The sequence below is a fragment of the Kitasatospora sp. NPDC004669 genome, assembly GCF_040609455.1.
In the GTDB taxonomy this organism is placed as follows: Bacteria; Actinomycetota; Actinomycetes; order Streptomycetales; family Streptomycetaceae; genus Kitasatospora.
This window is the reverse complement of record NZ_JBEXKB010000036.1, coordinates 14,109-38,754: the sequence shown is the minus strand read 5'-3', so window position 1 is coordinate 38,754 and position 24,646 is coordinate 14,109. Positions and strand designations below refer to the sequence as shown.

General features: G+C 73.5%; 29 protein-coding genes and 3 pseudogenes. 16 read left to right on the top strand and 16 right to left on the bottom strand.

The window, feature by feature from the left end; all coding sequences use genetic code 11:
* Positions 1-295: 295 nt before the first annotated feature.
* Entirely contained in the window at positions 296-943 is a 648-nt protein-coding gene (locus ABZW30_RS27040; protein WP_355673790.1) for an NAD(P)H-binding protein, read from the top strand.
* A 23-nt stretch (positions 944-966) separates the two neighbouring features.
* On the opposite strand, the gene ABZW30_RS27035 is transcribed toward ABZW30_RS27040, so the two are convergent.
* Positions 967-1,749, bottom strand: coding sequence for a class III extradiol ring-cleavage dioxygenase (locus tag ABZW30_RS27035; RefSeq protein WP_355673789.1), 783 nt, complete (start codon positions 1,747-1,749; stop codon positions 967-969).
* Between the two features lie 114 nt (positions 1,750-1,863).
* Here ABZW30_RS27035 and ABZW30_RS27030 point away from each other — a divergent pair, with 114 nt between their 5' ends.
* Positions 1,864-2,331: a MarR family transcriptional regulator gene (locus ABZW30_RS27030; RefSeq protein WP_355673846.1), complete on the top strand. Its 468-nt coding sequence runs from the start codon at positions 1,864-1,866 to the stop codon at positions 2,329-2,331.
* On the opposite strand, the gene ABZW30_RS27025 is transcribed toward ABZW30_RS27030, so the two are convergent.
* Together ABZW30_RS27025 and ABZW30_RS27020 are read right to left on the bottom strand one after the other, a co-directional pair.
* A complete protein-coding gene (locus tag ABZW30_RS27025; RefSeq protein WP_355673788.1) occupies positions 2,297-3,604 on the bottom strand; it encodes a sigma-70 family RNA polymerase sigma factor in 1,308 nt (435 codons plus the stop codon). The genes ABZW30_RS27030 and ABZW30_RS27025 overlap by 35 nt on opposite strands.
* A gap of 65 nt (positions 3,605-3,669) precedes the next feature.
* Positions 3,670-4,041 carry a YciI family protein gene (locus ABZW30_RS27020; protein WP_355673787.1) on the bottom strand — a complete coding sequence of 124 codons (372 nt, stop codon included), beginning with the start codon at positions 4,039-4,041 and terminating at the stop codon, positions 3,670-3,672.
* 184 nt (positions 4,042-4,225) lie between these two features.
* Here ABZW30_RS27020 and ABZW30_RS27015 point away from each other — a divergent pair, with 184 nt between their 5' ends.
* Together ABZW30_RS27015 and ABZW30_RS27010 are read left to right on the top strand one after the other, a co-directional pair.
* The gene (locus ABZW30_RS27015) at positions 4,226-4,636 is read left to right on the top strand and encodes a hypothetical protein (RefSeq protein ID WP_355673786.1); all 411 of its coding nucleotides are present in this window, start codon (positions 4,226-4,228) and stop codon (positions 4,634-4,636) included.
* Between the two features lie 394 nt (positions 4,637-5,030).
* Positions 5,031-5,492 (top strand): molybdopterin-dependent oxidoreductase, encoded by a 462-nt coding sequence (locus ABZW30_RS27010; protein ID WP_355673785.1) that lies wholly within the window; start codon positions 5,031-5,033, stop codon positions 5,490-5,492.
* 13 nt (positions 5,493-5,505) lie between these two features.
* Here the strand turns inward: ABZW30_RS27010 and ABZW30_RS27005 are convergent, their stop codons facing one another.
* A complete protein-coding gene (locus tag ABZW30_RS27005) occupies positions 5,506-6,615 on the bottom strand; it encodes a hypothetical protein (protein ID WP_355673784.1) in 1,110 nt (369 codons plus the stop codon).
* A 109-nt stretch (positions 6,616-6,724) separates the two neighbouring features.
* Between ABZW30_RS27005 and ABZW30_RS27000 the strand changes: the two genes are divergently transcribed.
* Together ABZW30_RS27000 and ABZW30_RS26995 are read left to right on the top strand one after the other, a co-directional pair.
* A complete protein-coding gene (locus ABZW30_RS27000) occupies positions 6,725-7,243 on the top strand; it encodes a GNAT family protein (RefSeq protein WP_355673783.1) in 519 nt (172 codons plus the stop codon).
* A gap of 230 nt (positions 7,244-7,473) precedes the next feature.
* Positions 7,474-8,511 carry a sphingomyelin phosphodiesterase gene (locus ABZW30_RS26995; protein WP_355673782.1) on the top strand — a complete coding sequence of 346 codons (1,038 nt, stop codon included), beginning with the start codon at positions 7,474-7,476 and terminating at the stop codon, positions 8,509-8,511.
* A 51-nt stretch (positions 8,512-8,562) separates the two neighbouring features.
* Here the strand turns inward: ABZW30_RS26995 and ABZW30_RS26990 are convergent, their stop codons facing one another.
* A complete protein-coding gene (locus ABZW30_RS26990; RefSeq protein WP_355673781.1) occupies positions 8,563-9,591 on the bottom strand; it encodes a LacI family DNA-binding transcriptional regulator in 1,029 nt (342 codons plus the stop codon).
* A gap of 158 nt (positions 9,592-9,749) precedes the next feature.
* Here ABZW30_RS26990 and ABZW30_RS26985 point away from each other — a divergent pair, with 158 nt between their 5' ends.
* Positions 9,750-10,703, top strand: a complete 954-nt coding sequence (locus ABZW30_RS26985) for a DUF4436 family protein (RefSeq protein ID WP_355673780.1) — start codon at positions 9,750-9,752, stop codon at positions 10,701-10,703.
* A 17-nt stretch (positions 10,704-10,720) separates the two neighbouring features.
* Here ABZW30_RS26985 and ABZW30_RS26980 read toward each other — a convergent pair whose 3' ends face one another.
* Positions 10,721-11,593 carry a MurR/RpiR family transcriptional regulator gene (locus ABZW30_RS26980; protein ID WP_355673779.1) on the bottom strand — a complete coding sequence of 291 codons (873 nt, stop codon included), beginning with the start codon at positions 11,591-11,593 and terminating at the stop codon, positions 10,721-10,723.
* A 74-nt stretch (positions 11,594-11,667) separates the two neighbouring features.
* Between ABZW30_RS26980 and ABZW30_RS26975 the strand changes: the two genes are divergently transcribed.
* Positions 11,668-12,525 (top strand): DMT family transporter, encoded by an 858-nt coding sequence (locus tag ABZW30_RS26975; RefSeq protein WP_355673778.1) that lies wholly within the window; start codon positions 11,668-11,670, stop codon positions 12,523-12,525.
* A 10-nt stretch (positions 12,526-12,535) separates the two neighbouring features.
* On the opposite strand, the gene ABZW30_RS26970 is transcribed toward ABZW30_RS26975, so the two are convergent.
* The 4 genes from ABZW30_RS26970 to ABZW30_RS26955 all read right to left on the bottom strand — a co-directional run bounded on the left by ABZW30_RS26970 (position 12,536) and on the right by ABZW30_RS26955 (position 16,935).
* Positions 12,536-13,291, bottom strand: coding sequence for a GNAT family N-acetyltransferase (locus tag ABZW30_RS26970; RefSeq protein ID WP_355673777.1), 756 nt, complete (start codon positions 13,289-13,291; stop codon positions 12,536-12,538).
* A 105-nt stretch (positions 13,292-13,396) separates the two neighbouring features.
* Complete coding sequence (locus ABZW30_RS26965; RefSeq protein ID WP_355673776.1) at positions 13,397-14,491, bottom strand: exo-alpha-sialidase; 1,095 nt, start codon at positions 14,489-14,491, stop codon at positions 13,397-13,399.
* Positions 14,492-14,604: 113 nt separating this feature from the next.
* Entirely contained in the window at positions 14,605-16,050 is a 1,446-nt protein-coding gene (locus tag ABZW30_RS26960; protein ID WP_355673775.1) for an NAD(P)/FAD-dependent oxidoreductase, read from the bottom strand.
* 150 nt (positions 16,051-16,200) lie between these two features.
* On the bottom strand, positions 16,201-16,935 hold the full coding sequence (locus tag ABZW30_RS26955; protein WP_355673774.1) for an alpha/beta hydrolase: 735 nt from the start codon (positions 16,933-16,935) through the stop codon (positions 16,201-16,203).
* Positions 16,936-17,010: 75 nt separating this feature from the next.
* On the opposite strand from ABZW30_RS26955, the pseudogene ABZW30_RS26950 reads away from it, so the two are divergent.
* Positions 17,011-17,331, top strand: a pseudogene (locus ABZW30_RS26950) (HTH domain-containing protein); the annotation flags it as partial.
* Positions 17,327-17,419: pseudogene (locus tag ABZW30_RS26945) on the top strand (hypothetical protein); the annotation flags it as partial. The pseudogenes ABZW30_RS26950 and ABZW30_RS26945, both read left to right, overlap by 5 nt.
* Positions 17,420-17,626: 207 nt before the next feature.
* On the opposite strand, the gene ABZW30_RS26940 reads toward ABZW30_RS26945, so the two are convergent.
* Complete coding sequence (locus tag ABZW30_RS26940; protein WP_355673845.1) at positions 17,627-18,025, bottom strand: thioredoxin domain-containing protein; 399 nt, start codon at positions 18,023-18,025, stop codon at positions 17,627-17,629.
* A gap of 50 nt (positions 18,026-18,075) precedes the next feature.
* Between ABZW30_RS26940 and ABZW30_RS26935 the strand changes: the two are divergent.
* The 4 genes and pseudogenes from ABZW30_RS26935 to ABZW30_RS26920 all read left to right on the top strand — a co-directional run.
* A pseudogene (locus ABZW30_RS26935) lies at positions 18,076-18,267 on the top strand (hypothetical protein); the annotation flags it as partial.
* 18 nt (positions 18,268-18,285) lie between these two features.
* Positions 18,286-18,414, top strand: a complete 129-nt coding sequence (locus ABZW30_RS26930) for a hypothetical protein (RefSeq protein ID WP_355673848.1) — start codon at positions 18,286-18,288, stop codon at positions 18,412-18,414.
* A 33-nt stretch (positions 18,415-18,447) separates the two neighbouring features.
* A complete protein-coding gene (locus tag ABZW30_RS26925; RefSeq protein WP_355673773.1) occupies positions 18,448-19,020 on the top strand; it encodes a sigma-70 family RNA polymerase sigma factor in 573 nt (190 codons plus the stop codon).
* On the top strand, positions 19,017-19,787 hold the full coding sequence (locus tag ABZW30_RS26920; protein ID WP_355673772.1) for a zf-HC2 domain-containing protein: 771 nt from the start codon (positions 19,017-19,019) through the stop codon (positions 19,785-19,787). Before ABZW30_RS26925 ends, ABZW30_RS26920 begins: the two co-directional genes overlap by 4 nt.
* Before the next feature lie 57 nt (positions 19,788-19,844).
* Here ABZW30_RS26920 and ABZW30_RS26915 read toward each other — a convergent pair whose 3' ends face one another.
* From ABZW30_RS26915 to ABZW30_RS26905, 3 genes are all read right to left on the bottom strand, one after another.
* Positions 19,845-20,150 (bottom strand): hypothetical protein, encoded by a 306-nt coding sequence (locus ABZW30_RS26915; protein ID WP_355673771.1) that lies wholly within the window; start codon positions 20,148-20,150, stop codon positions 19,845-19,847.
* Positions 20,147-20,764: a hypothetical protein gene (locus ABZW30_RS26910; protein ID WP_355673844.1), complete on the bottom strand. Its 618-nt coding sequence runs from the start codon at positions 20,762-20,764 to the stop codon at positions 20,147-20,149. Before ABZW30_RS26910 ends, ABZW30_RS26915 begins: the two co-directional genes overlap by 4 nt.
* A 118-nt stretch (positions 20,765-20,882) precedes the next feature.
* Positions 20,883-21,725 carry a YndJ family protein gene (locus ABZW30_RS26905; RefSeq protein ID WP_355673770.1) on the bottom strand — a complete coding sequence of 281 codons (843 nt, stop codon included), beginning with the start codon at positions 21,723-21,725 and terminating at the stop codon, positions 20,883-20,885.
* Between the two features lie 157 nt (positions 21,726-21,882).
* Between ABZW30_RS26905 and ABZW30_RS26900 the strand changes: the two genes are divergently transcribed.
* Together ABZW30_RS26900 and ABZW30_RS26895 are read left to right on the top strand one after the other, a co-directional pair.
* Complete coding sequence (locus ABZW30_RS26900) at positions 21,883-22,152, top strand: DUF1876 domain-containing protein (RefSeq protein WP_355673769.1); 270 nt, start codon at positions 21,883-21,885, stop codon at positions 22,150-22,152.
* Complete coding sequence (locus tag ABZW30_RS26895; RefSeq protein WP_355673768.1) at positions 22,149-22,352, top strand: hypothetical protein; 204 nt, start codon at positions 22,149-22,151, stop codon at positions 22,350-22,352. The genes ABZW30_RS26900 and ABZW30_RS26895 overlap by 4 nt, the downstream gene beginning before the upstream one ends.
* A gap of 29 nt (positions 22,353-22,381) precedes the next feature.
* Here the strand turns inward: ABZW30_RS26895 and ABZW30_RS26890 are convergent, their stop codons facing one another.
* Together ABZW30_RS26890 and ABZW30_RS26885 are read right to left on the bottom strand one after the other, a co-directional pair.
* Entirely contained in the window at positions 22,382-22,822 is a 441-nt protein-coding gene (locus ABZW30_RS26890; RefSeq protein ID WP_355673767.1) for a PPOX class F420-dependent oxidoreductase, read from the bottom strand.
* Between the two features lie 28 nt (positions 22,823-22,850).
* A complete protein-coding gene (locus tag ABZW30_RS26885; protein ID WP_355673766.1) occupies positions 22,851-24,464 on the bottom strand; it encodes a ubiquinol-cytochrome c reductase cytochrome b subunit in 1,614 nt (537 codons plus the stop codon).
* Between the last annotated feature and the right edge of the window lie 182 nt (positions 24,465-24,646).

Sequence of the window (24,646 nt, the reverse complement as noted above, 5' to 3'; positions counted from 1 at the left end):
ACCGGAGCAGGGCCTCCGCCGGGTGGGCGTCCGGCTCCTCCGGTGCGTGCGGGAAGAGCCGGTCCGGCACGAAGCCGTACGGCTCGGCGGGCCGTGGCACGAGAACGGCCACGGTGCGAGAAGGGCCACGGTGCGGGACGGGTCACGGTGCGGGACCGACCGCAGCGCGCGGGTCGCCGCAGGAGACGGGCCGTCACACGATCGGCCGAGGCCCCGAGCCACCGCCGGGAATTCGTCCGATAATCGACCCTGTCTGACGCCATCCCTCCCGTGCGAGCAACCAGGCAGGTACCCCATGGCCAGAATCGTCGTGATCGGCGCCAACGGCAGCATCGGCAGCGCCGTCGTCGCGGAGGCGGCGGCCCGCGGACACGAGGTCACCGCCGTGGTCCGCGACCCGGACCGCTACCGGGGTGAGGCCGCCTTCGTGGAGCGCGCCGACGTGCTGGACCCGGCCGACGTGGCCCGGGTCGCGGTCGACCGGGACGTCCTGGTCAGCGCCGTCGGCGGCGGCAACGGCCCCGGCCACCTGGCGCTGATCGAGCCCGCCGCGCGCTCCCTGGTCGAGGGCCTGCGCGCGCTCGGCGACGGGGCGCCCCGGCTGGTCGCGGTCGGCGGCGCGGGCAGCCTGGAGACCGCGCCGGGCGTCCGGGTCTGGGACACCCCGGGCCTGCCCGAGCCGCTCCTGCAGATCATGCACGCCCACGGTGCGGCGCTGGACTACTACCGGACGGTCTCCGACATCCGCTGGACGGTGCTCAGCCCGCCCGCCGAGATCGGCCCGGGGGAGCGGACCGGCCGCTACCGGACGGGCCTGGAGCAGTTGCTCACCGACGCCGAGGGGCACAGCCGGATCTCGGTGCCGGACTACGCGGTCGCCCTGGTGGACGAGGTCGAGCAGCCGGAGCACATCGGCGAGCGCTTCACCTGCTGCGCCCTGTAGCCGTCGGCGGCGGGAACCCCCGGTCAGCCCAGCTGGATCGACCGCTTGGCCAGCCCCATCCAGAACCCGTCGATGACGCTGCGCTGGCTGCCGAGGTCGGCCTCGCCGGCGCCGAGGGTGACGAACAGCGGGGCAAAGTGCTCGGTGCGCGGGTGGGCGAGGCGTCCGGCCGGAGCCTTGTGCTCGAAGTCGAGCAGCGCGTCCAGGTCGTGGGCGTCCAGGGCGCGTCGGCCCCAGTCGTCGAACTCGGCCATCACCGAGCTGATCCGGCCGTCGCTGCTGAGCGCCCGCAGGTTGTGGGTGAAGAAGCCGCTGCCGATGACCAGCACGCCCTCGTCGCGCAGCGGGGCGAGCCGGCGGCCGATCTCCAGCAGGCGCTGCGGGTCGAGGGTGGGCATGGAGATCTGCAGCACCGGGATGTCGGCCTCCGGGAACATCTCCACCAGTGGCACGTACGCGCCGTGGTCGAGGCCCCGGTCGGGGATGTCCTGGACGGGCGTGCCGGGGGCGCGCAGCAGCTTGCGCACGCGCTCGGCGAGTTCCGGGGCGCCGGGGGCGGCGTACTGGACCGTGTAGTAGTGCTCGGGGAAGCCCCAGAAGTCGTAGACCAGCGGGACGGTGGTGACGGCGCCGACGGCCAGCGGAGCCTCCTCCCAGTGGGCGGAGACCATCAGGACGGCCTTGGGGCGCGGCAGGTCGGCCGACCAGGCGGCCAGCTCGCCCGGCCAGATCGGGTCGTCGGCGAGCGGCGGCGCGCCGTGCGAGAGGTACAGGGCGGGCATACGCTCGGGGGCCGCGGCGCTCACGGCGTCCTCCTCGGATCGAATCGGGGCAAGTAGTTCAAATTTGAACCTCTGCGCTCGACGGTACACCTTCGTTCGAATTTGAACAACAGGAGTAGGCTTCGCCCCATGTCCTCACTGAACGAACCCCGCTGGCTCGACCAGGACGAGATGGCCGCCTGGCGGGGCTTCGTCGTCGCGAGCAACCTGCTCAACCGTCGGCTGGAACGCCAGCTCAAGGAGGACTCCGGCCTCTCGCACCAGCAGTACGAGATCCTGGTGCACCTGTCCGCCGCCCCGGGCGACTCGCTGCGGATGACCGAGCTGGCCGACAAGCTGGTCACCTCCAAGAGCGGACTGACCTACCAGGTCACCCAGCTGGAGCGGACGGGCCTGGTCGCCCGCCGCTCGTGCCCCAGCGATGTGCGCGGCGTCATCGCCGAACTCACCGACCAGGGGCGGGAGATGCTCCGCCAGGCCGCCCCCGGGCACGTCGCCCTGGTGCGCGAGCTGCTGATCGACGTGCTCACCCGCGAGCAGCTGGCCGTCCTCGCCGAGGGCCTCGGCGCGGTCAGCGCCCGGCTGCGCCAGGACGAGACCCCTTAGCTCCCCTGAACTCCCCCTGATCTCCCTGGTCTCCCTGATCCCCCAGCGAGGCGGCCCGCCCCCGCAGCAGCTCCCGCTCCCGCGCGTTGCGGGTCAGCTCCGCCGCCCGCTCGAACTCCGCCCCGGCCTCCGTCGTCCGCCCCAGCCGGGCCAGCAGGTCGCCCCGCACGCTCGGCAGCAGGTGGTACTCGCGCATGGCCGGCGCCGCCGCCAGCGCGTTCACCAACTCCAGTGCGGCGGCCGGGCCCTGGGCCATCGAGACGGCCACCGCACGGTTCAGCGCCACCACCGGCGAGGGCGTCAGGACGAGCAGTCGCCCGTACAGCGCGGCGATCGTCGTCCAGTCGGTGTCCTCGTACCGCCGGGCCTTGGCGTGGCAGGCGGCGATCGCGGCCTGCACCGAGTACGGCCCGCTGCCCGCCCGCTGGATCGCGTCGAAGCCGCGACGGATCAGCAGCCCGTCCCAGCGGGCCCGGTTCTGCTCGGCCAGCAACACCGGCCGCCCGTCCGGCCCTGTCCGGGCGGCCGTCCGCGAGGCCTGGAACTCCAGCAGCGCGGCCAGCCCGTGCGCCTCCGGCTCGGCGGGCATCAGCGCGGCCAGCACCCGGGCCAGCCGCAGCGCGTCCTCGCACAGCTGCGGGCGCAGCAGGTCGTCCCCGGCGGTGGCCGAGTAACCCTCGTTGAAGACCAGGTAGATGACCTCCAGCACCGAGGAGAGCCGCCGCGCCCGGTCGTCGCCGTACGGCACCTCGAACGGCACGCCCGCCTTGGCCAGCGTCCGCTTCGCCCGGACGATCCGCTGCGCCACCGTCGCCTCGGGCACCAGGAAGGCCCGGGCGATCTCCGAGGTGGTCAGCCCGCCGAGCAGCCGCAGGGTGAGCGCGATCCGGGCCTGCTCCGGGAGCAGCGGGTGGCAGGCGGTGAAGATCAGCCGCAGCAGGTCGTCGTCGATGTCGTCCGGCTCGACCGGCTCCGGCGGCGGTACGTCCTCCACCGACCGCCCCACTTCGGCGAGTTTGCGGGCGTAGACCTCCCGGCGGCGCACCAGGTCGATCGCCCGCCGCTTGGCGGTGGCCGTCAGCCAGGCACCCGGGTTGTCCGGGACGCCGTCGCGCGGCCACTGCTCCAGCGCGGCCACCAGCGCGTCCTGCGCCAGCTCCTCGGCGATGCCCACGTCCCGTACGATCCGGGCGACCCCGGCGATGATCCGCGCGGACTCGATCCGGAACACCGCCTCGACGGCCGCCGCCGCATCCCTCTCCGTCACGGCCACCCATCAGAGCAGTCGACGGAGAGGGAGGCAAACACTGCCGCGGCTGTCGCCACTGCCCACGCCGGTCACTGCGGGGGCTGCGGCATCTCGTCGATCTGCCGGACCTCCGCCTCGACCGTCCACTTCGCCGGGTGGGTCTGCAGGAAGCGGCGGGTCCACTCCAGGGCCTCGGCCTTGTCCTTGCACTGCAGGATGGCGTAGCCGCCGACTACCTCCTTGGTCTCGGTGAACGGCCCGTCGGTGCAGCCGACCTTTCCGTCGGTCCAGGTCAGCCGGGTGCCTTCGGCGGTCGGGGTCAGCCCGGCGGTCTCCAGCATCACCCCGGCCTTGGTGATCTCCTCGAACAGCGCCCCCATCCGCTGCTCGAACCCCGGGTCCGGCTCCCAGCCGCCGCGGGCGTTCTCGTCGATGCGGATCAGCGTCATGAAGCGCGGCATGGTGACTCCTCGGTCGTGCGGGCGGGGCCTGTCCCCGCCTCTCACCCCTGCGTCGATCGGGCCGGTGCCGGATCGACACCCGCCGCGAAGAATTTTTCCGCCGGTTCCCGGGCCGGGGTTCGCGGACTGCTCCGTCCGTGGTCGAATGATTCGAACGCGACAGCGACGGTGGGGGGAGAGGACGATGCTCGGGGACATTCTTCTGGCGGTCGGAGAGATGCTGGGGACCACGATCGGGGAGGGGAGGACCGAAGCCCGGAAGACGCGTGACGGCTTCGCCAAGGGGCAGGTGGTGGTCGTCGAGGGCTGCGTCGCGGGCGCCCGGCCGTACTGCCGCCCGGAGTCAGGCTTCCTGCACGTCTCGGCCACCGCGCTCGCCATCTCGCCGGTGCGGGAGCCCAGCGCGCTGGCGCGCTACCTGCCGAGCGGCAGCCTGGAGCTGGTTGAGCTGCGCCGGTGGCGCCAGGGCGACCCGAAGACCATTGCGAGGCATTGGGACGTGTTCGTGTGCCGGGACGGCGAGGACGTCGTTCTGATCGGCTGCTCGGACTACGCGAGCCTCGTCCGTACGGCGCTTCAGTTCGACGAGGCCTGAGGCGCAGCCGCCCCCGCCACCCCCGCCACCCCCGCCGCCTCCAGCGGGTGCAATGCCTCGGCCGGCGCGTGCGCCGCCCAGCCGACCGCCGGCCCGGCCGCGCCGCGTCCGGCGGACCCCTTCTCCCGGGTTGCGGCGGGCGGGGCGTCGCGGCCGGTGCCCGGAACCAGTCGCCCACCCGATTGCCGGGTTGCTCCGATCGGTGCGGGCGCGTCGGGCCGTCTCCTCCGGCGCGCGACCACGACCGAACTCGCAGCTGCGAGCTGAAGGCCGCCCATGTCATCGCAACTGCTGATGAAAGACGGCATTCAGCGCCGCAACTGCGAATGCCGGGGCTTCCCCTCGGGTAACCCTCTCCCGGGCCGCAGCGGCGCGGCCCGGGAGGAGGAACACCATGACCCCGGCGAGACCCACCGTCCGGCTGCACGGCCACCTCGACCAGCCCGCCGAGTTGACCGTGGAGCAACTGCGCACCCTCCCCGCGCACCGGGTCGAGGTCAGCTTCGACTGCCTGACCGAGGGCGAGCAGCGCCACGGCTACGAGGGCCCGGCGCTGCTGGACGTCCTGCTCGCCGCCCGGCCCCGGATCGACTTCTCCGGCCGCAAGCAGCGGCTGCGCTTCCTGCTCAACGTGGTCGGTGCCGACGGCCACCGGGCCGTGGTCTCCTGGGCCGAGATCGACCCGGACTTCGGCGGCCGCCGGATCCTGCTCGCCACCAGCATGGACGGCGCCCCGCTGGACACCACCGGCCCGCAGCTGGTCGTCCCCGACGACCACTGCGGCGCCCGCTACGTCAGCGCCGTCACCGCCGTCTGGCTCGGCCCGCTCGGCGACCCGGCGCCACCTGCCGCGTGACTCCCCGACTCCCTTACCGCAGGCCCGCCTTGGGCCGCAGCTCCGGCGGCAGCGGCTGCGCCCCGGAGAGCCGGACGGCGGCCCCGCGCGCCTGCTCGAAGGCGGCCACCGGGTCGTCGGACCCGGTCCACGGCTTGCAGCCGCAGTACGGGCCGATCGCCCGGAACTGCTCCAGCGCGACGTCGTGCAGCTCCGCCCGGCCCGCGTAGGCGGCGAGCAGGTGCCGCGGCATGGTCAGCCGCTGGTCGTCCGGCCGGACCTGCGTCAGCGAGGCGGCCACCTGCTTCAGCCGACGCTGCGTCGCGTGACTGGTCAGTCCGCCGAGGGTCTTGCGCAGCTCCAGCTCGTACAGCGCGAAGAGGTAGACGCCGGTCAGCGGGCTGCCGGCCGGGGCCGAGTCCATCGCCTTCTCGGCGAAGGCCATCATCTTCTTGTCCGAGCCGAACCACTTGGCGCACCAGTACTGCAGCGCCTGCAGGTGTCCGTCGTAGTGGAACGGCGCCCGCTCGACCAGGCCGCGCCACAGCTCCTCGAACTGCTCGGGCTGGTACTGCGCGCCGCGCGCGGCGGTCACCATGACCACCCAGGGCGCCGGGTTGGCCGGGTCGAGCAGCGAGGCCCGCTTGGCCGCCTCGATCGCGGCGGGCAGCATCGCCCGGAAGCGGTTCATGTCCTCCTCGGGCACCTCGTGGGCGTACTTGCTCCCCCGGATCTCCCAGGCCGCGTGCACCATCCGACTGGCCTCCAGGGCCGCCGCGTCGCAGTGGCCCGGGTCGGCCGCGCGCCAGGCCTTGAGCCAGGCGTCGTCCTGGTCGGCGATCGAGTCCAGCAGGTCCAGCCGGGACCAGCGCTCGTCCCAGTCCTGCCCGGCGGCCTCGACGTACTCGGCGGCGGGCCGCCAGTTCCCGGCCCAGGCCGCGTCGGCTATCGCCTGCGACTCCTTGCGGCGGTGCGGGGCGGGCGGCGGGCCGGCCCGGCCCGGGTCGAGCCGGTCGCGCGGGGCGAGTCCGTAGGCCGCGGCGTCGAATGCGGTCCGCGTCCAGGTGGCGGCCCTGGACTTCCGGGCCCTGGTCACGGCGGCGGAGATCGCCACGACCAGCACGATGATGATGAAGTGTGTCACGGCGGAGCATCATCCCTGGTCGCGCGGGGTGCGGGCAATGCGGTCAAGGCTGCGGGCAAGGTGGTCAAACCGCTCGCCGCAGGCCGGTTTCCGTGCCAACATGCCCCATATGGGGACGATTCTTCACGGCACCCTGGTCACCCTCCGCCCGGCCACCGGGGACGACATCCCGGCGCTGGTGGCGATCCGCAGCACGCCCGAGGTGTTCGCCCGCTGGCGCGGCGGTGACGACCTGGCCGACGAGGTCGCGGGGGACCTGGAATCGCCCGACACCGAGACCTTCGCGATCGACCTGGGTGGCCGGGTGGTCGGCGCCATCCAGTGGTACGCCAACAACGACGACGAGTACCGGCACGCCGGGATGGACCTGTACCTGGACCCGTCGGTGCACGGCCTGGGCCTGGGCACCGACGCCGTCCGCACCATGGCCCGGCACCTGGTGCACGACCACCACTACCACCGGCTGGTGATCGACCCGGCCGCGGACAACGCCGCCGCGATCCGCTGCTACGCCAAGGTGGGCTTCCGCCCGGTCGGCACCATGCGCCAGTACGAGCGCGGCCCGGACGGAAGTTGGCACGACAACCTGCTGATGGATCTGCTCGCGGACGAACTGTTGGACGGCTGACGGCGGTTCACCGGGCCCCGGGTGTCGGGTGCGAGGGTGTACAGACATCTTGTCGTCCACCCGCCCAGAGCTGTACAGACATCTCATGGCCACGCGATCTGCCGGAACTGATCGCCTGGCGTTCTTCCCGACGTACCGAGCGGTAGCTAGCGTTCCCCCGCCAATCCCCGGCGGCCGGTCCCCTCCGGCGCCGGGACCACCGGATTGACGGATCCCCCAGGAGAACGCCCATGCTCTCGCGTCGTACGGCCACCGCCCTCACCTCGGCGGCCGCCGCCGCACTGCTGCTCGGCGGCACCGCCCCGACCGCTTCCGCCGCCGCCTCGGCGAACCCGACCACGCTCTCCGTCTTCGCCTTCAACGTCGACCTCGGCACCGCCGTCGTCGACAGCACCCAGAACGAGCAGGCCGCCCGCCGCACCCCGGTGATCGAGCAGATCGTCCGTCAGCACAACGCCGACGTGGTCATCCTGGACGAGCAGTTCAACAACAGCTCGACCGCCGACATCAACAGCAAGCTGGCCGACCTCTACCCGTACCGCACCCCGGTGGTCGGCGAGACCTGCTCCGGCGGCGGCTGGACCGGCATCAGCGGCAACTGCTCCAACTCGTGGTTCGTCATCAACGGCGGCACGATGATCCTCTCCAAGTACCCGATCACCGCCCAGTACGCCCACGTCTTCAGCAACTCCACCTACGGCACCTGGGACTACCACGCCAACAAGGGCGCGGCGCTGGTGCAGGTGAACAAGGGCGGCAACACCTCCTGGGTGGTCGGCACCCACCTGCAGGCCGACGAGTCGGACGTCTCCACCGACACCACCCAGTCCACCCGGCTCGGCCAGCTCGCCGAGATCCGCGCCTGGGTCGACGGGATCGTCGGCAGCGGCGCGCCGGTGCTGATCGGCGGCGACCTCAACGTCGAGTACTTCCACGGCCAGAGCCGCGGCGACTACACCAACGCCCAGAACGCGGTGAACGGCGTGCTCGGCACCCCGGCCACCGACCCCGGCCAGGACCGCACCACCATGGACTGCCCGGTCTCGTCCTGGTGCCAGTACATGGCGGGCGTCGAGACCTTCCCCAAGGACTACCGGGACGACCTCGACTACATCGGCTACCTCAACGCCCCGGGCCGCCCGGTGCCGGCCGGGATGTCCAACGTGAAGGTCGACTTCGACCCGCAGGCCGGCTGGACCCCGGGCCAGCTGGACACCAACGCGCCCAGCGACCACTACCCGGTCGAGGCCACCTTCCAGCTGAACTGACCCACCGCGTCACGGCCTTGGCATCACGGCTGTGACATCACGGCTGTGACATCACGACAGGCGGCTCGGAGCCGGGCAGCCGCAGGAGCGCCGCACCACCAGCTTGGCCGGGAAGGTCCGGGCCCCGGCGGCGCGGCGCTCCGGCCCGCCGAGGACCAGCTCCAGCGCGGCCCGGGCCATCTCGTCCTGCGCGGTGGTGACGGTGGTCAGCGCCGGTCCGGCGATCACCGCCTCGGCGATGTCGTCGAAGCCGGCCACCGCGAGGTCCTCCGGCACCCGGATACCGAGGTCGTCGGCGGCCCGCAGCAGGCCTATCGCCTGGTCGTCCGTCGCGCAGAACACGGCGGACGGCCGGTCGGGCCGGCTCAGCAGGGCGAGCGCCTCGGCGTGCGCCCGGACCCGGTCGAAGGGCGCCTGGATGAGCCGGCCCTCGGGGGACAGCCCGGCCTCGGCCAGCGCCTCGGCCCAGCCGGCCGTCCGCCCGGTGACCGGGTCGAGCGGGCTGAGCGCCAGGGTGCCGCCGAAGCAGTGCACCTCGGCGTGGCCGTGGGCCAGCAGGTGGCGCACCACCTCGCGGGCGCCGCCCTCGTCGTCCGCCACCACGGCCACGCCGTCAGCACTCTCCGCCCGGTGGTGCAGCAGCACGACCGGGGTGCCGTCGGCCGAGTCGAAGCCGGTCAGCCCGGGGGTGGCCGGGTCCTGGGTGACCAGGATCAGCCCGTCCACCTGCATGCCGAGGAAGGCGCGGATGTAGTGCGCCTCGCGTTCGTCCGCGTAGTCGGAGTTGCCGATCAGCAGCAGCCGCCCGTGCTCGGTCGCGGCCTGCTCGACGGCGTGGGCGAGCCCGGCGAAGAAGGGCTGGCGGGCGTCCGGCACGACCATCCCGAGCAGGTCGGTCCGCCGCCGCGCCATCGCCTGGGCGACCCGGTTGGGCCGGTAGCCGAGCTCCTCGACCGCGGCGAGCACCCGGGCCCGGGTGGCCGGTGCCACCGGCCGGGGCCCGTCATTGATCACATAACTCACGACCGCCGTGGATGTCCCCGCCACCCGCGCCACATCGTCCCGTGTCACCCTCGCCATGACCATTGAGCCTACACAGCACCTCCGACCAGAGGGTTTCCCGAGCCCGGAGCGGGCCCCGATCGGCCCGTCGGGTTTGCGGAACCGGTGGTGCCGTGCCGAGGCTGGCGGGACGGGCGGTATTCGGTGCCGCCACCGCCGACCGTGGGAGCAGGTCGATGAGCACGTCGCCGCACCACCGGACCACCCGGCCACCGCGCCCGACGACCCGGCCGCGGGTCCGCATCCACACCCGGGTGCGCGCCGTCAGCGCCACCCGGCCGAAGGTCAGGCCCTGGAGCGCCTACGCCGTGGTGGCGACGATCGTGCTGTCGGTGGCCGCCGGGCTGCTGTTCCACCTCAACGAGCGCTCCAGCCGCAGTCACGCCCAGGTGGTGAGTACCGCCTCCGGACCGGACTTCGTGGAGGTCGACGTGGTGCTCCAGCGGGTGGACGCGACCGCGCAGACGGTCGCCGCGAAGGTCCTGGTCCAGCCGCGCGGCACTCTGCAGGGGCCCGCCGACCAGTTGGTCCCCGCGCAGGACACGGTGCTGGAGACCACCTCGCTGGAACAGAACCTGCTCAGGTACCCGGCCGGGCAGCCGATCGGTTCCAACCCGGTGTCGTTCAGCCTGTTCGGCGGGCGGATCACGGACTACCCCTTCGACGGCTACCGGGCGCAGATCGGCTTCCGGGCCACCGCCGGCGGCAAGCCGACCCCGGTGGTGGTCGGGATCGAGGAGGCGGACCCGTTCTTCGCCTTCAGGCCGGGAGACAAGGAGACCGAGGGCCTCGGCGTCGGGGTGGCCGAACGGATCGGCCGCTCGCGCAGCACGTTCATCCTGGCCTGGTTCATGATGGCGGCGATGTGGGCGCTGGCCCTGGCCGTGCTGCTCGCGGCCTGGCTGATCGTCCGGCAGCGCCGCGGGATCGTCTGGCCCGCCCTGAGCTGGATGGCGGCGACGCTGTTCGCCCTGGTCGGGATGCGCAACGCCGCGCCCGGCAACCCGCCGATCGGCTCGCTGCTGGACTACGCGGCGTTCTTCTGGGCGGAGCTGCTGGTCGCGGTCGGCCTGACCATGGTCGTGGTGCGCGGCGCCCGCGTCGAGGGCGAGCACCGGCCCCGCCCCTAGCCCGCTCACGGGCGAATCTAGTAGACGTAGCGCGCGCAGGCGTCCGCCGAGAGGCGGAGGGCCTGCTCCGCGCGCGGCCCGCGCAGTGCCAGCAGGGTCTGGGCGAGCGCGTCCACGGCGGCCAGGTGGGCGAGCCGGCTGGCCGTGGTCTCCAGGCCGAAGACCAGGTCCTGCCCGCCCGCGATCAGGGCGCAGGTCGCCGTCTCGGTGAGCGGCGAGCGGGCGTAGCTGGTGAGCGCCAGCACCTCGGCCCCGGCCACCCGGGCGCTGCGGGCGGCGTCCACCACGCTGCGGGTGGCGCCGGTGTGGCTGACGGCCAGGCAGACGGCGCCCGGCGGCAGCCCGGCGGCCACCAGCTGGGCGGTGATCGAGTCGGCAGGGGCGTCCACCGGCAGGCCGAGCGCGCGCAGCCGGTAGGCGAGGTCGAGCACCACCGCACCGGACAGCCCGGTGCCGACCAGGAGCACCTGGGTGGCGCCGCTCAGCAGCTCGGCCGCCGCCCGCAGGTCGTCCGGGCCGAGCGTGGCGGTGATGCCTTCCAGGGCCTCCCGGGCGGCGCGCAGGGTGTCGGCGAGCGCCCGGGCGGCCGGGTCGTCGGCGTCCGCGGCCGGTCCCGGGGCGGGGGCCGCGGAGGCGTGCAGGGCGGCGGCGATCTTCAGCTCCTGGAAGCCGCGGAAGCCGAGCCGCTGGCAGGCCCGGACCACCGAGGAGGGTGCCGTCCCGGCCAGCGTCGCCACGTCGCTGACGCTCAGGTGCACCAGGTCGGCGCCCCGGTCCAGCACCACCTGGGCGACCCTCGCCTCGGTGCCGCGCAGCTCGCCGAGCCGGGCCCGGATCTGCGCGGCCAGCTGGGATTCCAGGGGCGTGAAAAATTCGGAACGTTCTTCCATGGGGCTAGGGTAGCGTGGAATTCGGTTCCAAGCCTGCCGGAAAACCGGCAGGCTGACGGGAGGGGAGCTTCGCCATGTCCGAACTCGGGTCGGCCGTGCCGGTGGCCGTGCTCACGGCGGCCGTGCTGCACGCCGTGTGGAACGGGCTCGCGCACCGGATCCCCGACAAACTGGTCGGCTTCACACTGATCAACCTGACCTACACCGCGTGCGCGCTGGTCCTGGTCGCGGTCAACCCGTTGCCGGCCGCCGCGGCCTGGCCGTACCTGCTGGCCTCGACGGTCGTCCAGACGATCTCGACGGTCCTGCTGCTGCGGGCGTACCAGTTGGGCGACTTCGGGCAGATGTACCCGATCGCCCGCGGCTCGGCGCCACTGTTGGTCGCCGTGCTGTCGGTCACCGTGCTCGGCCAGCACCTGGGCACGGGCGAGCTGGTGGGCGTGGTGGTGATCTCCTGCGGCCTGATCGGACTGGCCTTCTCCCAGGGCATACCCGGGCGGGCACAGCTGCCCGCACTCGCGGCCGCGGCCGGTACCGGCGTGATGATCGCCGGGTACACGGTGCTGGACGGCAGCGGCGTCCGGCACGCCGGGACGGTCGGCGGCTATGTGGCCTGGCTGTTCCTGCTCCAGGGGCCGACGCTCGTTCTGGTCGTCTGGGCCCGGCGCGGCCGCACCCTGCTCGCCGGGGCGGGCAGGGTGCTGCCGCTGGGGATCGCGGGCGGGGTGCTCTCCCTGACGGCGTACGGCCTGGTGGTCTGGGCGCAGTCCCGGGGCAGCCTGGCGACGGTCGCGGCGCTGCGCGAGACCAGCATCGTCATCGCCGCGCTGATCGCCACCGTGGTGTTCCGGGAGCGCCTCGGGCGGCTGCGGCTGACCGCCGCGCTCACCGTCCTGGGCGGGATCGCCGTCCTGGAGCTCGCCCGCCCCTGAGATTCGAGCGCTACCCGGCTTCGGGCACGATCACGGTCAGCGAGGTCTCCTGCAGCAGGAAGCCCAGCGACTCGTAGACGCGGCGGGCCGGGTTGCCCTCGGACACCACCAGGTGCACATCGGCCAGCCCGCGGTCGGCGGCGTCCGCGACGGCGCGGCGCAGCAGGTCGGCGCCGAGGCCGCGGTAGCCGCGTCGGGGGTGGCGGAAGACCTCGGCGACCCACGGCAGGCCGTCGCGGTCGGTCAGGGTGGCCCCGGCGACCACCCGGTCCTCGGCGTCCACCGCCAGCACGCTGGAGGGCAGCACCGGGCCGATGGCCTTTCCGGCGAGCAGCGGGCCGATCCGCTCGGCGATCGCTCGGGCGTCGTCGCCGGGGAAGTGGTCCACATGGTCGGGGTGGAAGGCGGCCCGCCAGGCCTCCAGCAGTTCCTCCGGGGCGCGGTCGCAGGGCACGGCCCGCAGGCCCTCGCGCAGCGGCGTCCCGGCCCAGTCGGCGGGCGGGGGATCGGCGCGCAGGTCGCGCCGGAAGGTGTGGGCGTGTCGCAGGGGCTTCGCGCCCAGCTCCAGCAGCCGCTGCCCGAGCTCGGGGGTGCCGGAGACCACCCACCCGGGCAGCTCGGTGCGGATGAACCCCGCCGCGTCCACCGAGTCGTCCAGGACCTCCAGCAGGTCGGCCCAGGGCCGGCCCTCCCGCTCGCCCGGCTGGTAGCGCACCACCGGTACGCCCTCGCTGTTTTGCCTGATCACCCAGTCCGCTTCGGGCATGGCCCACCCCACTTCACGAGATCGTTCGTCGGCGGCCCATGCTCACCAGAACCGGAGCGACGCGGCAACAGGTTTTCGACCAGCGACTTTGCCAGCGGCTGCGGTTCAGGCCACCACCGCCGCGCGGACGCAGAGCACGTCCGGCAGGTGGGAGAGCAGCAGCGACCAGTTCTCGCCCTCGTCCCGGCTGCCGTACACGTCGCCGGTGCGGTTACCGAAGTAGATCCCGGCCGGTTCGGCGTCGTCGGTGCGCAGGGCGTCGCGCAGCACGATGCCGTAGTGGTCCTCGCCGGGCAGGCCGTTGGCGAGCTGCTGCCAGCTGGTGCCGCCGTCGGTGGTGCGGAAGACCCGGCAGCGGCGGCCGGGCGGGATCCGGTCGTCCGAGCCGCCGAGCGGGAAGAGGTAGGCGGTGTCGCCCCGGCGCGGGTGGGCGGCGACGGCGAAGCCGAACTCGGCGGGCAGCCCGTCCACGACGGAGCGCCAGCTGCCGCCCCAGTCGTCGCTGCGGTAGACCCCGCCGTGGTTCTGCAGGTAGAGCCGGTCCGGGTGGGCCGGGTCCCGGGCGATCTTGTGGACGCACTGGCCGAACTCGGGGTACTGGCTGTCCGGCGGGAGGAACTCGGCGCGCAGGCCGGTGTTGGAGGGCTCCCAGCTGTCGCCGCCGTCCTTGCTGCGGTAGACGCCGCCGCTGGAGACGGCGACCAGCAGCCGCTGTGGGTCGCGCGGGTCGGTCAGGATGGTGTGCAGGCCCTGCCCGCCGTAGCCGGCGCCCCACTCGCTGCGCTGGGGGTGGTTCCACAGCGACTCGACCAGGGTGAAGGTCTCGCCGCCGTCGGTGGAACGGAACAGCGCAGCGGGCTCGGTGCCGGCGTACACGACCCCGGGGGACTCCGGTCCGGCGGGCTGGAGCTGCCAGACCCGGGTGAGGGAGACGCCGGTGGACTCGGGGAAGCGGATCGCCGGCCGCGGCGGCTCGTACCAACTGGCGCCGAGGTCGTCGGAGCGCCAGACCGAGGGCCCCCAGTGGCTGCTGTCGGCGCCGGCCAGCAGTCTGGTGCGGCCCTCGCGGCGGTCGATCGAGATGGAGTAGATCGCGTTCATCCGGAAGTGCGGCCCGCTGAACTGCCAGTCCAGCCGGTCGCGGCTGCGGCCGAGAAAGAGGCCCTTCTCGGTTCCGACGGCCAACAGCACCTCGGTCATGCCTCACACCACCTGGTCACCAGAACGGCCCCCGGGACGCCCTCCCCGACTGCCAGTGTCCCGCCGTCCACCGAAGGTCACATCTCGCCGCGCCGCTCGCCCGGGCCGCACGGCTACCCGCGGCAGCCCTCCAGTAGCCGCAGCCACACCTCGCTGATCGTCGGGTACGCCGGTACGGCGTGCCAGAGCCGGTCGATCGGCACCTCTCCGACCACCGCGACGGTGGCCGAGTGCAGCAGCTCGGCGACGGCGGGCCCGACCAGGCAGGCGCCGACGATCACCTCCCGGTCCAGGTCGTAGACCACCCGGGCCCGGCCGCGGTAGCCGTCGGCGTACAGCGAGGCCCCGGCGACGGAGCCGATCTCGTGGTCCACGGCCCTGACCCGCAGCCCGAGTTCCTCGGCCGCCGCCAGGGTCAGGCCGACGGCGGCGACCTCCGGTTGCGTGAACACGACCTGCGGCGCGCCCGCCAGGTCGGCGGACGCGGAGTGCGCGCCCCAGCGCGAGGTGTCCAGCGGGCGCCCCTCGGCGCGGGCGGCGATCGCCGCGCCGGTGATCCGGGCCTGGTACTTGCCCTGGTGGGTGAGCAGCGCCCGGTGGTTGACGTCCCCGGCGGCGTAGAGCCACTCGCCGTCCACCCCGAGCACCGTGCAGCTGTCGTCCACCTCCAGCCAGCCGCCCGGCCGCAGCCCGACCTGCTCCAGCCCGATGTCGGCGGTGCGCGGGGCCCGGCCGGTCGCGTAGAGCACCTCGTCGACGGTCAGCTGCTGGTCGTCGGAGAGCGTCAGCACGGCGGGCCCGGCGGCCCCGGCCCGCTCCAGCGCGGTGACCACGGCGGCGAAGCGCAGGTCCACCCCCGCCTCCCGCAGCCGCTCGGCGACCAGCTCGCCGGCGAAGGGCTCCATCCGCGGCAGCAGCGCGTCGCCGCGCACCAGCAGGACGACCTCGGCGCCGAGCGCCCGCCAGGCGGTGGCCATCTCGACCCCGACCACCCCGCCGCCGACCACGGCCAGCCGCCCGGGGACGGTCGGCGAGCCGGTCGCCTCCCGGTTGGTCCACGGGTGCGCCTCCGCCAGCCCGGGCACCCCGGCGGGAAGCACCGGGCGGCTGCCGGTGCACACGGCGACGGCGTGCCGGGCGGTGAGCACCCGCTCGCTGCCGTCCTCCTGCTCGACCGTGACGGTCCGCACCCCCGCCAGTCGGCCGTGGCCGCGGACCAGCTCGATGCCGGTGTCCCGCAGCCACCGCACCTGGCCGTCGTCCTTCCAGTTCGAGGTGAAGGAGTCCCTCCGGGCCAGCACCGCGGCCGCGTCCAGCCGCCCGTCGCCCACCGCCTCCCGGGCGCCGCCCACCGAGCGGGCGTCGGTCAGCGCGGCCGCCGGGCGCAGCAGCGCCTTGCTCGGCATGCAGGCCCAGTACGAGCACTCGCCGCCGACCAGTTCGGCCTCCACGATCACCGTGCGCAGCCCGGCGGCGACCGTACGGTCCGCCACGTTCTCGCCGGTCGGGCCCGCGCCCAGAACGATGACGTCGTACTCCTCGGCGGTGTTGCTGGTCATGTCCCGTCCTCCGTGGTCTCGATGGCCACCCCGCCCCGGGGCGGGGGCTGCGGCTGCCCGTGCTCCCGTACGCCCACCCGTACCCGGGCGTGGCGTGGGCCCATCCTGCGACGTGGACGGGCCTTCGCGCGGGCGAACACGCGGACGGGGTCAGATTGCCGCGAGCTCCGCCAGCAGCGCGGCCGTGTCGGCCGGGCGGGAGAACATCGGCCAGTGCCCGGTGGGCAGTTCGCGCAGTTCCCAGTTCGGCCCGTCCATCCCGACGAACCACGGGTGGCCGGCCGCGATCATCGCCCGCACCCGGTCGATCGGGAAGGAGCAGGACACCAGTGCCTGCGGCAGCGCCGCCCCGGCGCCGGTCAGCCGCAGCCGGTCCCGGAACGTCCCGGCCGGCTGCGGGGTGACCCGCGCGCCGACCCGGGCCAGGGTGGCCTCGTCCAGGCCCTCGATGCTGGCGCCGTGGGCGGCGATGACGTCCCAGGGCGGCATCGGCAGGCGGCCGTCGACCACCGTGGCCTCGGCGGCCTCGCGGTAGTCGGGCTGCCAGAGGTCGTCCAGCGAACCGCCGTCGATCATCGGGCCGCTGTCCAGGTAGACCACCCGGCGGATCCGCTCCGGCATCCGGTCCGCGACCCCGCCCACCGGGGCGCAGGCGCCGCTGTGCGCGACCAGCACGACGTCCCACAGGTCCTCGCGCACCAGCAGCTCGGCCAGGTCGGCGATGTGGTCCTCCAGTCCGAAGTCGCCCTGCTCGCAGGCCCGTTCGGCCACCCCGGGCAGGCTCACCGGGTGGACTTCGTGTCCGGCCGCGCGCAGCGGCGCGGCGACCTCGTCCCAGGCCCAGGCGCCGAGCCAGAACCCGGGGACCAGTACGAACGTGCTCATGGTGGATCGCTCCTTCGTCGGTGGGGCCTCCGTCACCGCCGACTCTAGGATCGAATCCGGACAGATCCCGCCCGGATGTCAGGGCAAGGAAGGAACGCCCCGGTGGAACACCCGGTCAGCCGTGTGCTCGCCCTGCTGGAACTGCTCCAGGACCGCCCCGGCCCGACCGGCGCCGAACTGGCCGCCCGGCTCGACGTGGACGAGCGCACCATCCGCCGCTACACCGCGCGCCTGGCCGAACTCGGCATCCCGGTCCAGGCCGAGCGCGGCCGCTACGGCGGCTACCGCCTGCTGCCCGGCTACCGGCTCCCGCCGTTGATGCTCAACCCCGACGAGGCCGCCTCGGTGGTCCTCGGCCTGCTGGCCGGGCGCAGCTCGGGCCCGTCGCCGGCTGCCGCCCGCCGCCGGCACCCTCACCGAACTCGCCGAGGAGCGGGTGCTGCTGCGGGCCCGGGCGCAGAACCTGGACGGCGTCGCGGTGCTGCTGGCCGGCCTGGGCCGGCCGTTCACCGTGCGCGAGCCCGCCGAGCTGCGGGCGGAGGTCCCGGGCACTCGCGGCCCGGCTCGCCGCCTGGGGCGAGGAGGGCGGGCAGGAGGAGGGCGGGCAGGCGGGTCGGCAGCAGGAGGGCGGGCAGCCGTCATGACGAGGGCCCGGGGAGACATCGCTCCCCAGGCCCTCAGGCGGGACCGGTCAGGCCTGGCCGTCGGCCGCCTGCTCCTCCGCGACCTTGCGCTTCACCTCGGCCATGTCCAGCTTGCGGGCCTGGCCGATCAGGTCCTCGAACACCGCCTCCGGCAGTGCGCCGGGCTGCGAGAAGACGAGCACGCCCTCGCGGATGATCGCCAGCGTCGGGATCGACTGGATGCCGAAGGCGGCGGCCAGCTCCTGCTGCGCCTCGGTGTCGACCTTGGTGAAGACCAGGTCCGGGTGGCGCTCGGCGGCCTTCTCGTACACCGGGGCGAACTGGCGGCACGGCCCGCACCACGCGGCCCAGAAGTCGATGAAGACGAAGTCCTTGCCCTCCGGGCCCGGGACGATCTCGTCGAAGTTCTCCTTGGTCAGCTCGACCGTGTTGCTCATCTCGCGAATCCTTCCCTTCCGAAGGTGGCGGTACGGACCATCTGCCGCACACAACGGTGATGCCCGCCGGGGTATTCCGAGGCCCTTCCGGATCGAGCACGGGGCCACCACCGACCGTACAGAAGGGTGTCCGGTCCGGGGCGTCGACAGCGAGCCGGTCGGCAGCGTCACCCGCTCCGACGGCACCGAGCGGGTCACCCGCAACGGCCGGCCGGCCGGTCTACCGCCACTCGTCGGACAGCAAGCCCGGCGACACCAGGGGCCAGGGCGTGGCCGGCGCCTGGTTCGCGCCGACCCCGAGCGGCGCCAGGGCGATGGCCGGCACCGACCGGATGCGCGGCACCCCGGCGTCCTCGAACCCCACCCCGGCGCCCGGCTCCCCCGGTTACGGGTACTGACCGATGTCGACCGCTCTCGCCCGGGAGGCACGGGTGCGCAACGATGTAGTGGTGACCGAGGAGCATCCCGTCGGCGGCCGGGCCGCGCACGGAGCGGGGGCCGCGGACGAGGAGTTGATGCGGGCCCTGTACCGCGAGCACGCCGGTCCGCTCTTCGGCTTCGTGCTCCACCTGGTCGCGGGGGACCGGCAGCGGGCCGAGGACGTCGTCCAGGAGACGCTGTTCCGGGCCTGGCGCAACATTCACCGGCTCGACCCGCAGGCCGGCTCGCTGCGACCCTGGCTGATCACCGTCGCCCGGCGGATCGTCATCGACGACCACCGCAGCGCCCGCGCCCGGCCGCGCGAGGTGGGCGCGGCGGCGCTGGAGCAGCTGCCCGCCGAGGACGAGATGAACCGGGCGTTGCGGATGATGACCGTCGCGGACGCGCTCGGTGACCTCTCGCCCGCGCACCGCGAGGTCATCGTCGAGACCTACCTGAAGGGCCGCACCGCCAAGGAGGCGGCCGCCGAACTCGGCATCCCGGCCGGCACCGTACGGTCGCGGGTGTTCTACGCACTGCGCTCGCTCAGGCTCGCGCTGGAGGAACGGGGAGTGACATCGTGACCAAGCCCTCCGGCGCCGACCCCGACGGACCCGACCGCGCCCCCGGTCTCCCCGATGTGCCCGCCAGCGCCGAGCACGTCGACGCCGGCGCGTACGTCCTCGGCCTGCTGGAGCCCGCCGAGCGCGCCGCCTTCGAGCGGCACCTGGCCGACTGCCCGCAGTGCACCGAGCAGGTGGGCCGACTCGGCTTCCTGGAGCCGGTGTTGGCCGGTTACGCCGAGTCGGCGACGGCCGCCGGGCTGAACCCGGCCGAGCCCGCCCCGCGCCCGGACCCGCGGCTCCTGGACCGGCTGGTCGCCGAGGTCACGACCGTCCGGCGGCGGGGCCGGGTACGGCGGCTGGTGCTCGCCCTGGCCGCGACCGCGATGGTCGCGGCGGGCCCGGCCGTCACGGCCGCGGTGCTCACCGCCGACGGCGCCCCCGCGGTGGTCGCCGTCGCCGAGCAGTTCAGTGCCACCGACCCGGGCACCGGCGCCAAGGCCACCGTCGGCGTGGACAGCACGACCTGGGGCAGCCAGGTCAGCCTGCAACTCTCCGGCGTACAGGGCCCGTTGACCTGCAGCCTGGTCGCCGTCTCGCACACCGGCGAGCGCCAGACGGTCACCACCTGGAGCGTCCCGGCAGCCGGCTACGGCGGGCCGGCCGGCCAGGGCGCGGTGCACACCATCGGCGGCGCGGCCCTCCAGCCGGGCGACATCGACCACTTCGAGGTGCGGGTCCAGAACACCGGCGCCCTGCTGGTCGCCGTGCCCGCGCACCACGCCTGACCCACCATGCCTGACCCACCGTGCCTGACCCGCCATGCCCGCCCCACCAGGGCGGAGTCAGCGCAGCGGGTGCTTGATCACGTACGCGGCCCGCTTCTCCGCCTGCCGCTGCGCCTTGTACTCCTCCAGCCTGGCCGCCCACAGTTGCCGCGCCTCGTGCAGCTCCTCCACCGCGCGTACCAGCGAGTCCGGGTCGGCCTCCAGCAGCCGGGGCATCCGGGCGCTGACGGTGAGGTGGTGGTAGGTGGCGCGCAGGCCGTAGGGGGCGAAGCAGGTCAGGCAGGTGCGCAGGGCGCTGTGGCGCCGGTACGGCGGGAGGGAGGTGTCGAGGACGCGGGCACGGCGGGTGAGGAAGCTGGTCACGCCGGATCCGCCCGTTCCGCCAGGTCCAACGCCCGGGCCAGCGCGGCGGTGACGGCGGCGGCCTGCCCGGGGAGCCGCCGCTCGGCCCAGCCGCCCGCCAGCCGGACGAAGTCGCGCAGGTCCTGCTCCGCACCGGCGAGCAGTCGGCGCAGCTCGTCCACCGGCAGCTCGATCACCGCGCTGTCCTCGGCCTCGACGTCCGCCGTCAACCGCACCACGCCGTCGAGGCGTTCGGCCTGTGGGACGCGTCCGTGGCCGAACCGGGCCTTGCCGGAGCCGTCGGTCACCTCCAGCCAGTCGCGCCACTCCTCCAGGCCGTTGCAGCAGCCGGGTGCGAAGACGGCGCCGGTGGCGGTGTCCGTCACCCGGAAGCCGCCGTGGGCGATCAGGTCCTCGGCGGTGAGCAGCCCGTACAGGAAGGCGTCCAGCGGGTCGGTCAGCTCGCCCTCCTCGGGGGCTTCCTCGTTGGCGCCGGCGATCCGCCACACCGCCGAGCCGACGTCCTCCGGCGTCAACCTCCCGTCCAGCACCAGGAATCCGTACGGCTCGAACGAGCCCGTGGGCCAGAGCGTGAAGTCCTCGTCGGGGGCTTCCATCTCCAGGACCGGCTGCATCGATGTCACCCGCCGATGATGCCGGGGCCGCGGGCCACGGCACCAACCGATTTACGCCGGTACCCGGCGGGCAGCTCGCCGGTGCGGCCGGCGCCCTGCTCGGGACAGCTGTAGTCGTTCATCGGGCAATCTGCGCGGCGGTGTTGATCCGGCGCCAGGCGAGGAGCGCGCAGAGGGCGAAGCCGAGCGCGTTGCCGAGGCCGTGGGTGGCGGCCATCCAGGCCAGGGTGGGGTGGGGGAGTCCGGCGGCGCGGCCGAACGCCCACCACAGGGCGAGCAGCATGGTGAGCGCCGGCACGGCCGAGGAGGCGGCCAGCAGCCGGGCGGTGGCCGCGTCGCCCGCGCGGGGGCGCAGCTCCCGCCAGCTGACCAGGCCGACCAGCCACATCCCGGTGGTCAGCACGACGGCTCCGGCGAACTGCCACCAGTTGCCGAGGAAGTAACCGGCCAGCACCAGCAGGGTGCCCGCCGGAACGCTGAGCGCCGCGCAGCGGGCCGGCCGGGAGGCGGGGTCGGCCCGGCAGACCAGTCCGGCGACCAGCGCGGCGGTGAACCCGGCGTAGTGGAAGTGCGGGACGGTCAGCGCCAGGACGTGCGGCTCGAAGCCGAACAGCGGGTAGTCCGAGCGTTCGGCGGCCAGGGCGACCCCGGCCACCGAGGGCGTGGCCAGCGCGGTGAGCACCGCGACCTCGGCGGGGGCGAGCGAGCGGGTCCGGGCCAGCCGCAGTGGCGCGTGCAGGGCGATGGCCAGGGTGCCGAGCGCGTGGACGACCGCCGGGCCGGTGGCGAGGGCGCCGCGCGGCAGCCAGAGCGAGAGCGCTCCGAGGACGGCGGCGAGCGGCCAGAGCCGGCGGATCCGGGCGAGCCCGGGTTCGTCGATCAGCGCCAGGCCGAGTGGCAGGACGGCGCCCATGCCGAGCAGGACCAGGAGGTCCACCAGTTCCGTCGTGCCCTTGTCCACGGCGGGCGAACCCCCTCTTGAACGCGTTCAAACGAGCTTCGAAGTCGACTCTACGCCGCTGACTTGAACGCGTTCAACTCGCCCCCGCTCCGGCTGCTCTGGTGTTCACGCTGGGTGCGGCGCACTCTGGAGGAGTAACCGATGGAGGTGATCCGCCATGCAGACTCTGGTCGGTTGGCACATCGAGATGGAGTTCCGCGAGGAGGGCCCGCGCACGACCGCCGCCGCCCTGCTCCGGCTCGGCGACGGGACCGAACTGCGCGCCCACGGCTACAGCAGCCGCCACCCCTCCGACCCGGAACAGCTGCGGGTCGGGGAAGAGATCGCGGGCGCCCGCGCGCTCAACGACCTCGCCTCGCAGCTGCTCACCAAGGCCCACGGCGAGATCCAGGACGTCAGCCCGGTCCCGACCCACCCGCTGACGTGACCGCCCCGCACCTGGGTGGAGACCAGGCCGGACGGGAACCGTACCGCCCGCGCATCCCGCTGATCTGCCCGCGCTGCGGGCACGAGCAGCGGGTCGTCCCGGGCGGCCCCGAGCGGACGGTCAAGGTCGTGCACGTGGGGACCGGCCGGGAGGCCTGTGAGCCGGGGGACCTGGCCAGGGCGCCGGACGACGGGTTCTGACCCGAGCGGCCGTCAGTTGACGCGGCACGTCAGTTGACGCAGTACGTCGCCGGCGGCCGCCACTCCGGCCCCACCAGCCGCTGCTCCAGCTCGTTCAGCGTGATCCGGATCCCGACCGTCCCCGCCAGCCCCACCCGGAACCGGCTGCGGGCCAGCGCGATCAGTGCCGTCAGGCCGTACTTGTTGATCAGTGAGGTGCGGTAGCTCGCCGTCGTCTCGGGGTCGCAGAGTCGTGCGCGGGCCGGGAGTCGGCGGCCGGTGGGGCGCCCGTGGGCGTCGCAGGGGCCGATCAGCACCCGGGGGTGGCGCCGGATCCGCTCGGCCTCGCCGGAGTGGGCGGGGGTCCAGACGCCGAGCGCCGTGCCGTCGGACACCACCCAGAGCTGGGAGTCCACCCGGCTTCCGTCGTCACCGAAGGTGGTCAGCAGGAGGTACCTGTTGTCGGCGAGCTGGTCGGTTCGGTCGTGCACGATGTCCTCCCTCTGGCGTGGGGGCCGGTCAGTGCCCGTGGCCCTCGGTGATCCCGCGGTACTCCTCGGCGGTGGGCCTGGGGATCCGCGCGTGCCCGCCGTGGAACCCGCGGGACAGCCTCGCGCGGGTGCGGGTGAGCGCACCCGCGGGGTTTGCCACTCCATTCTCGTCCACCGCGGGCGGCGGTTCGAGGGGGCGGGGCTGCTCGTGTGCGGTCAGCCGGTGCAGTTCGGCGGGTGCGAGCCGGGCGTGCACCTCGGTGAACTCGCCGTGCGGCAGCCGCTTGATCACGCCGGTCTCCCGCCCGTGCAGCACCTTGTCCCGGTCCCGTCGCTGCAGGCCGAGGCACCAGCGCTTGGTGATCACGAACACAGCCACCGGGATGACGAAGAAGCCGACCCGGACCGCGTAGGTGATCGCGTTCAGTGACAGGTGCAGATGGGTGGCGATCAGGTCGTTGCCGCCGCCCGCGAGCATCACCAGGTAGACGCTGATCCAGGCCGCCCCGAGCGCGGTGCGCACCGGCGCGTTGCGCGGCCGGTCGAGCAGGTGATGCTCGCGCTTGTCGTCGGTCACCCAGGCCTCGATGAACGGGTGGACCGCGATCGCGCCGAGGACCAGTGGGAAGATCACCATGACGGGGAGGAAGACACCCAGGTTCAGGGTGTGGCCCCACAGGTTGATCTCCCAGCCCGGCATGACGCGCACCAGGCCCTCGGCGAAGCCCATGTACCAGTCGGGCTGGGCGTCGGTCGACACCTGGTCCGGACGGTACGGGCCGTAGGCCCAGATCGGGTTGATCGAGGCGATCGCCGAGATGGCGGCGATGAGGCCGAAGACCAGGAAGAAGAAGCCACCGGCCTTGGCCATGTAGACCGGCATCAGGGGCATGCCGACGACGTTCTTCTCGGTCCTGCCCGGGCCCGCCCACTGGGTGTGCTTGTGGTGGAAGACCAGGACCAGGTGCGCCACCAGCAGGCCGAGCATGATGCCCGGGATCAGCAGCACGTGGATGGTGAAGAACCGGGGCACGATGTCGTGGCCGGGGAACTCGCCCCCGAACAGGAACATCTGCAGGTAGCTGCCGACCAGCGGCGTTGCGAGGATCGCGCCTTCCATGAAGCGGATACCGGTGCCCGACAGCAGGTCGTCCGGCAGCGAGTAGCCGAAGAAGCCGTCGAACATGCCCAGGACCAGCAGCAGGAAGCCGAAGACCCAGTTGATCTCGCGCGGCTTGCGGAACGCGCCGGTGAAGAACACGCGCATCATGTGGACCAGCATCGCGGCCACGAAGACCAGGGCGGCCCAGTGGTGGATCTGCCGGATCAGCAGACCGCCACGGACCTCGAAGCTGATGTCCAGGGTCGAGGCGTACGCCTCGGACATGCCGATGCCCTTGAGCGGGACGTACGACCCGTTGTAGACGACCTCGCCCATGGAGGGCTTGAAGAACAGCGTCAGCCAGACGCCGGTCAGGATGATGATCAGGAAGGTGTAGAGGCAGATCTCGCCCAGCATGAAGGACCAGTGGTCCGGGAAGATCTTCCGCAGGTTGGCCCTGGCCAGGGTGTAGATCCCCAGCCGGCCGTCCGCCCAGTCGGCGGCCCGCTGCCCCCGCCCTGGGTTCTGATTCCGGGTCATGTGCACGCACCTCAGTCCGATGGAAGCGGGGATCATTCCCCGATTCATGCTGGGGTCACCATAATCGGGGAGTGATCCCCACTTCCACTTCGGGGGGTGGGGCACGGTGCCCGGGAACGCGAGCGGCCCGCCCGGTGTCGTGGAGGACACCGGACGGGCCGCGTACGCACCCGCATCGCCCG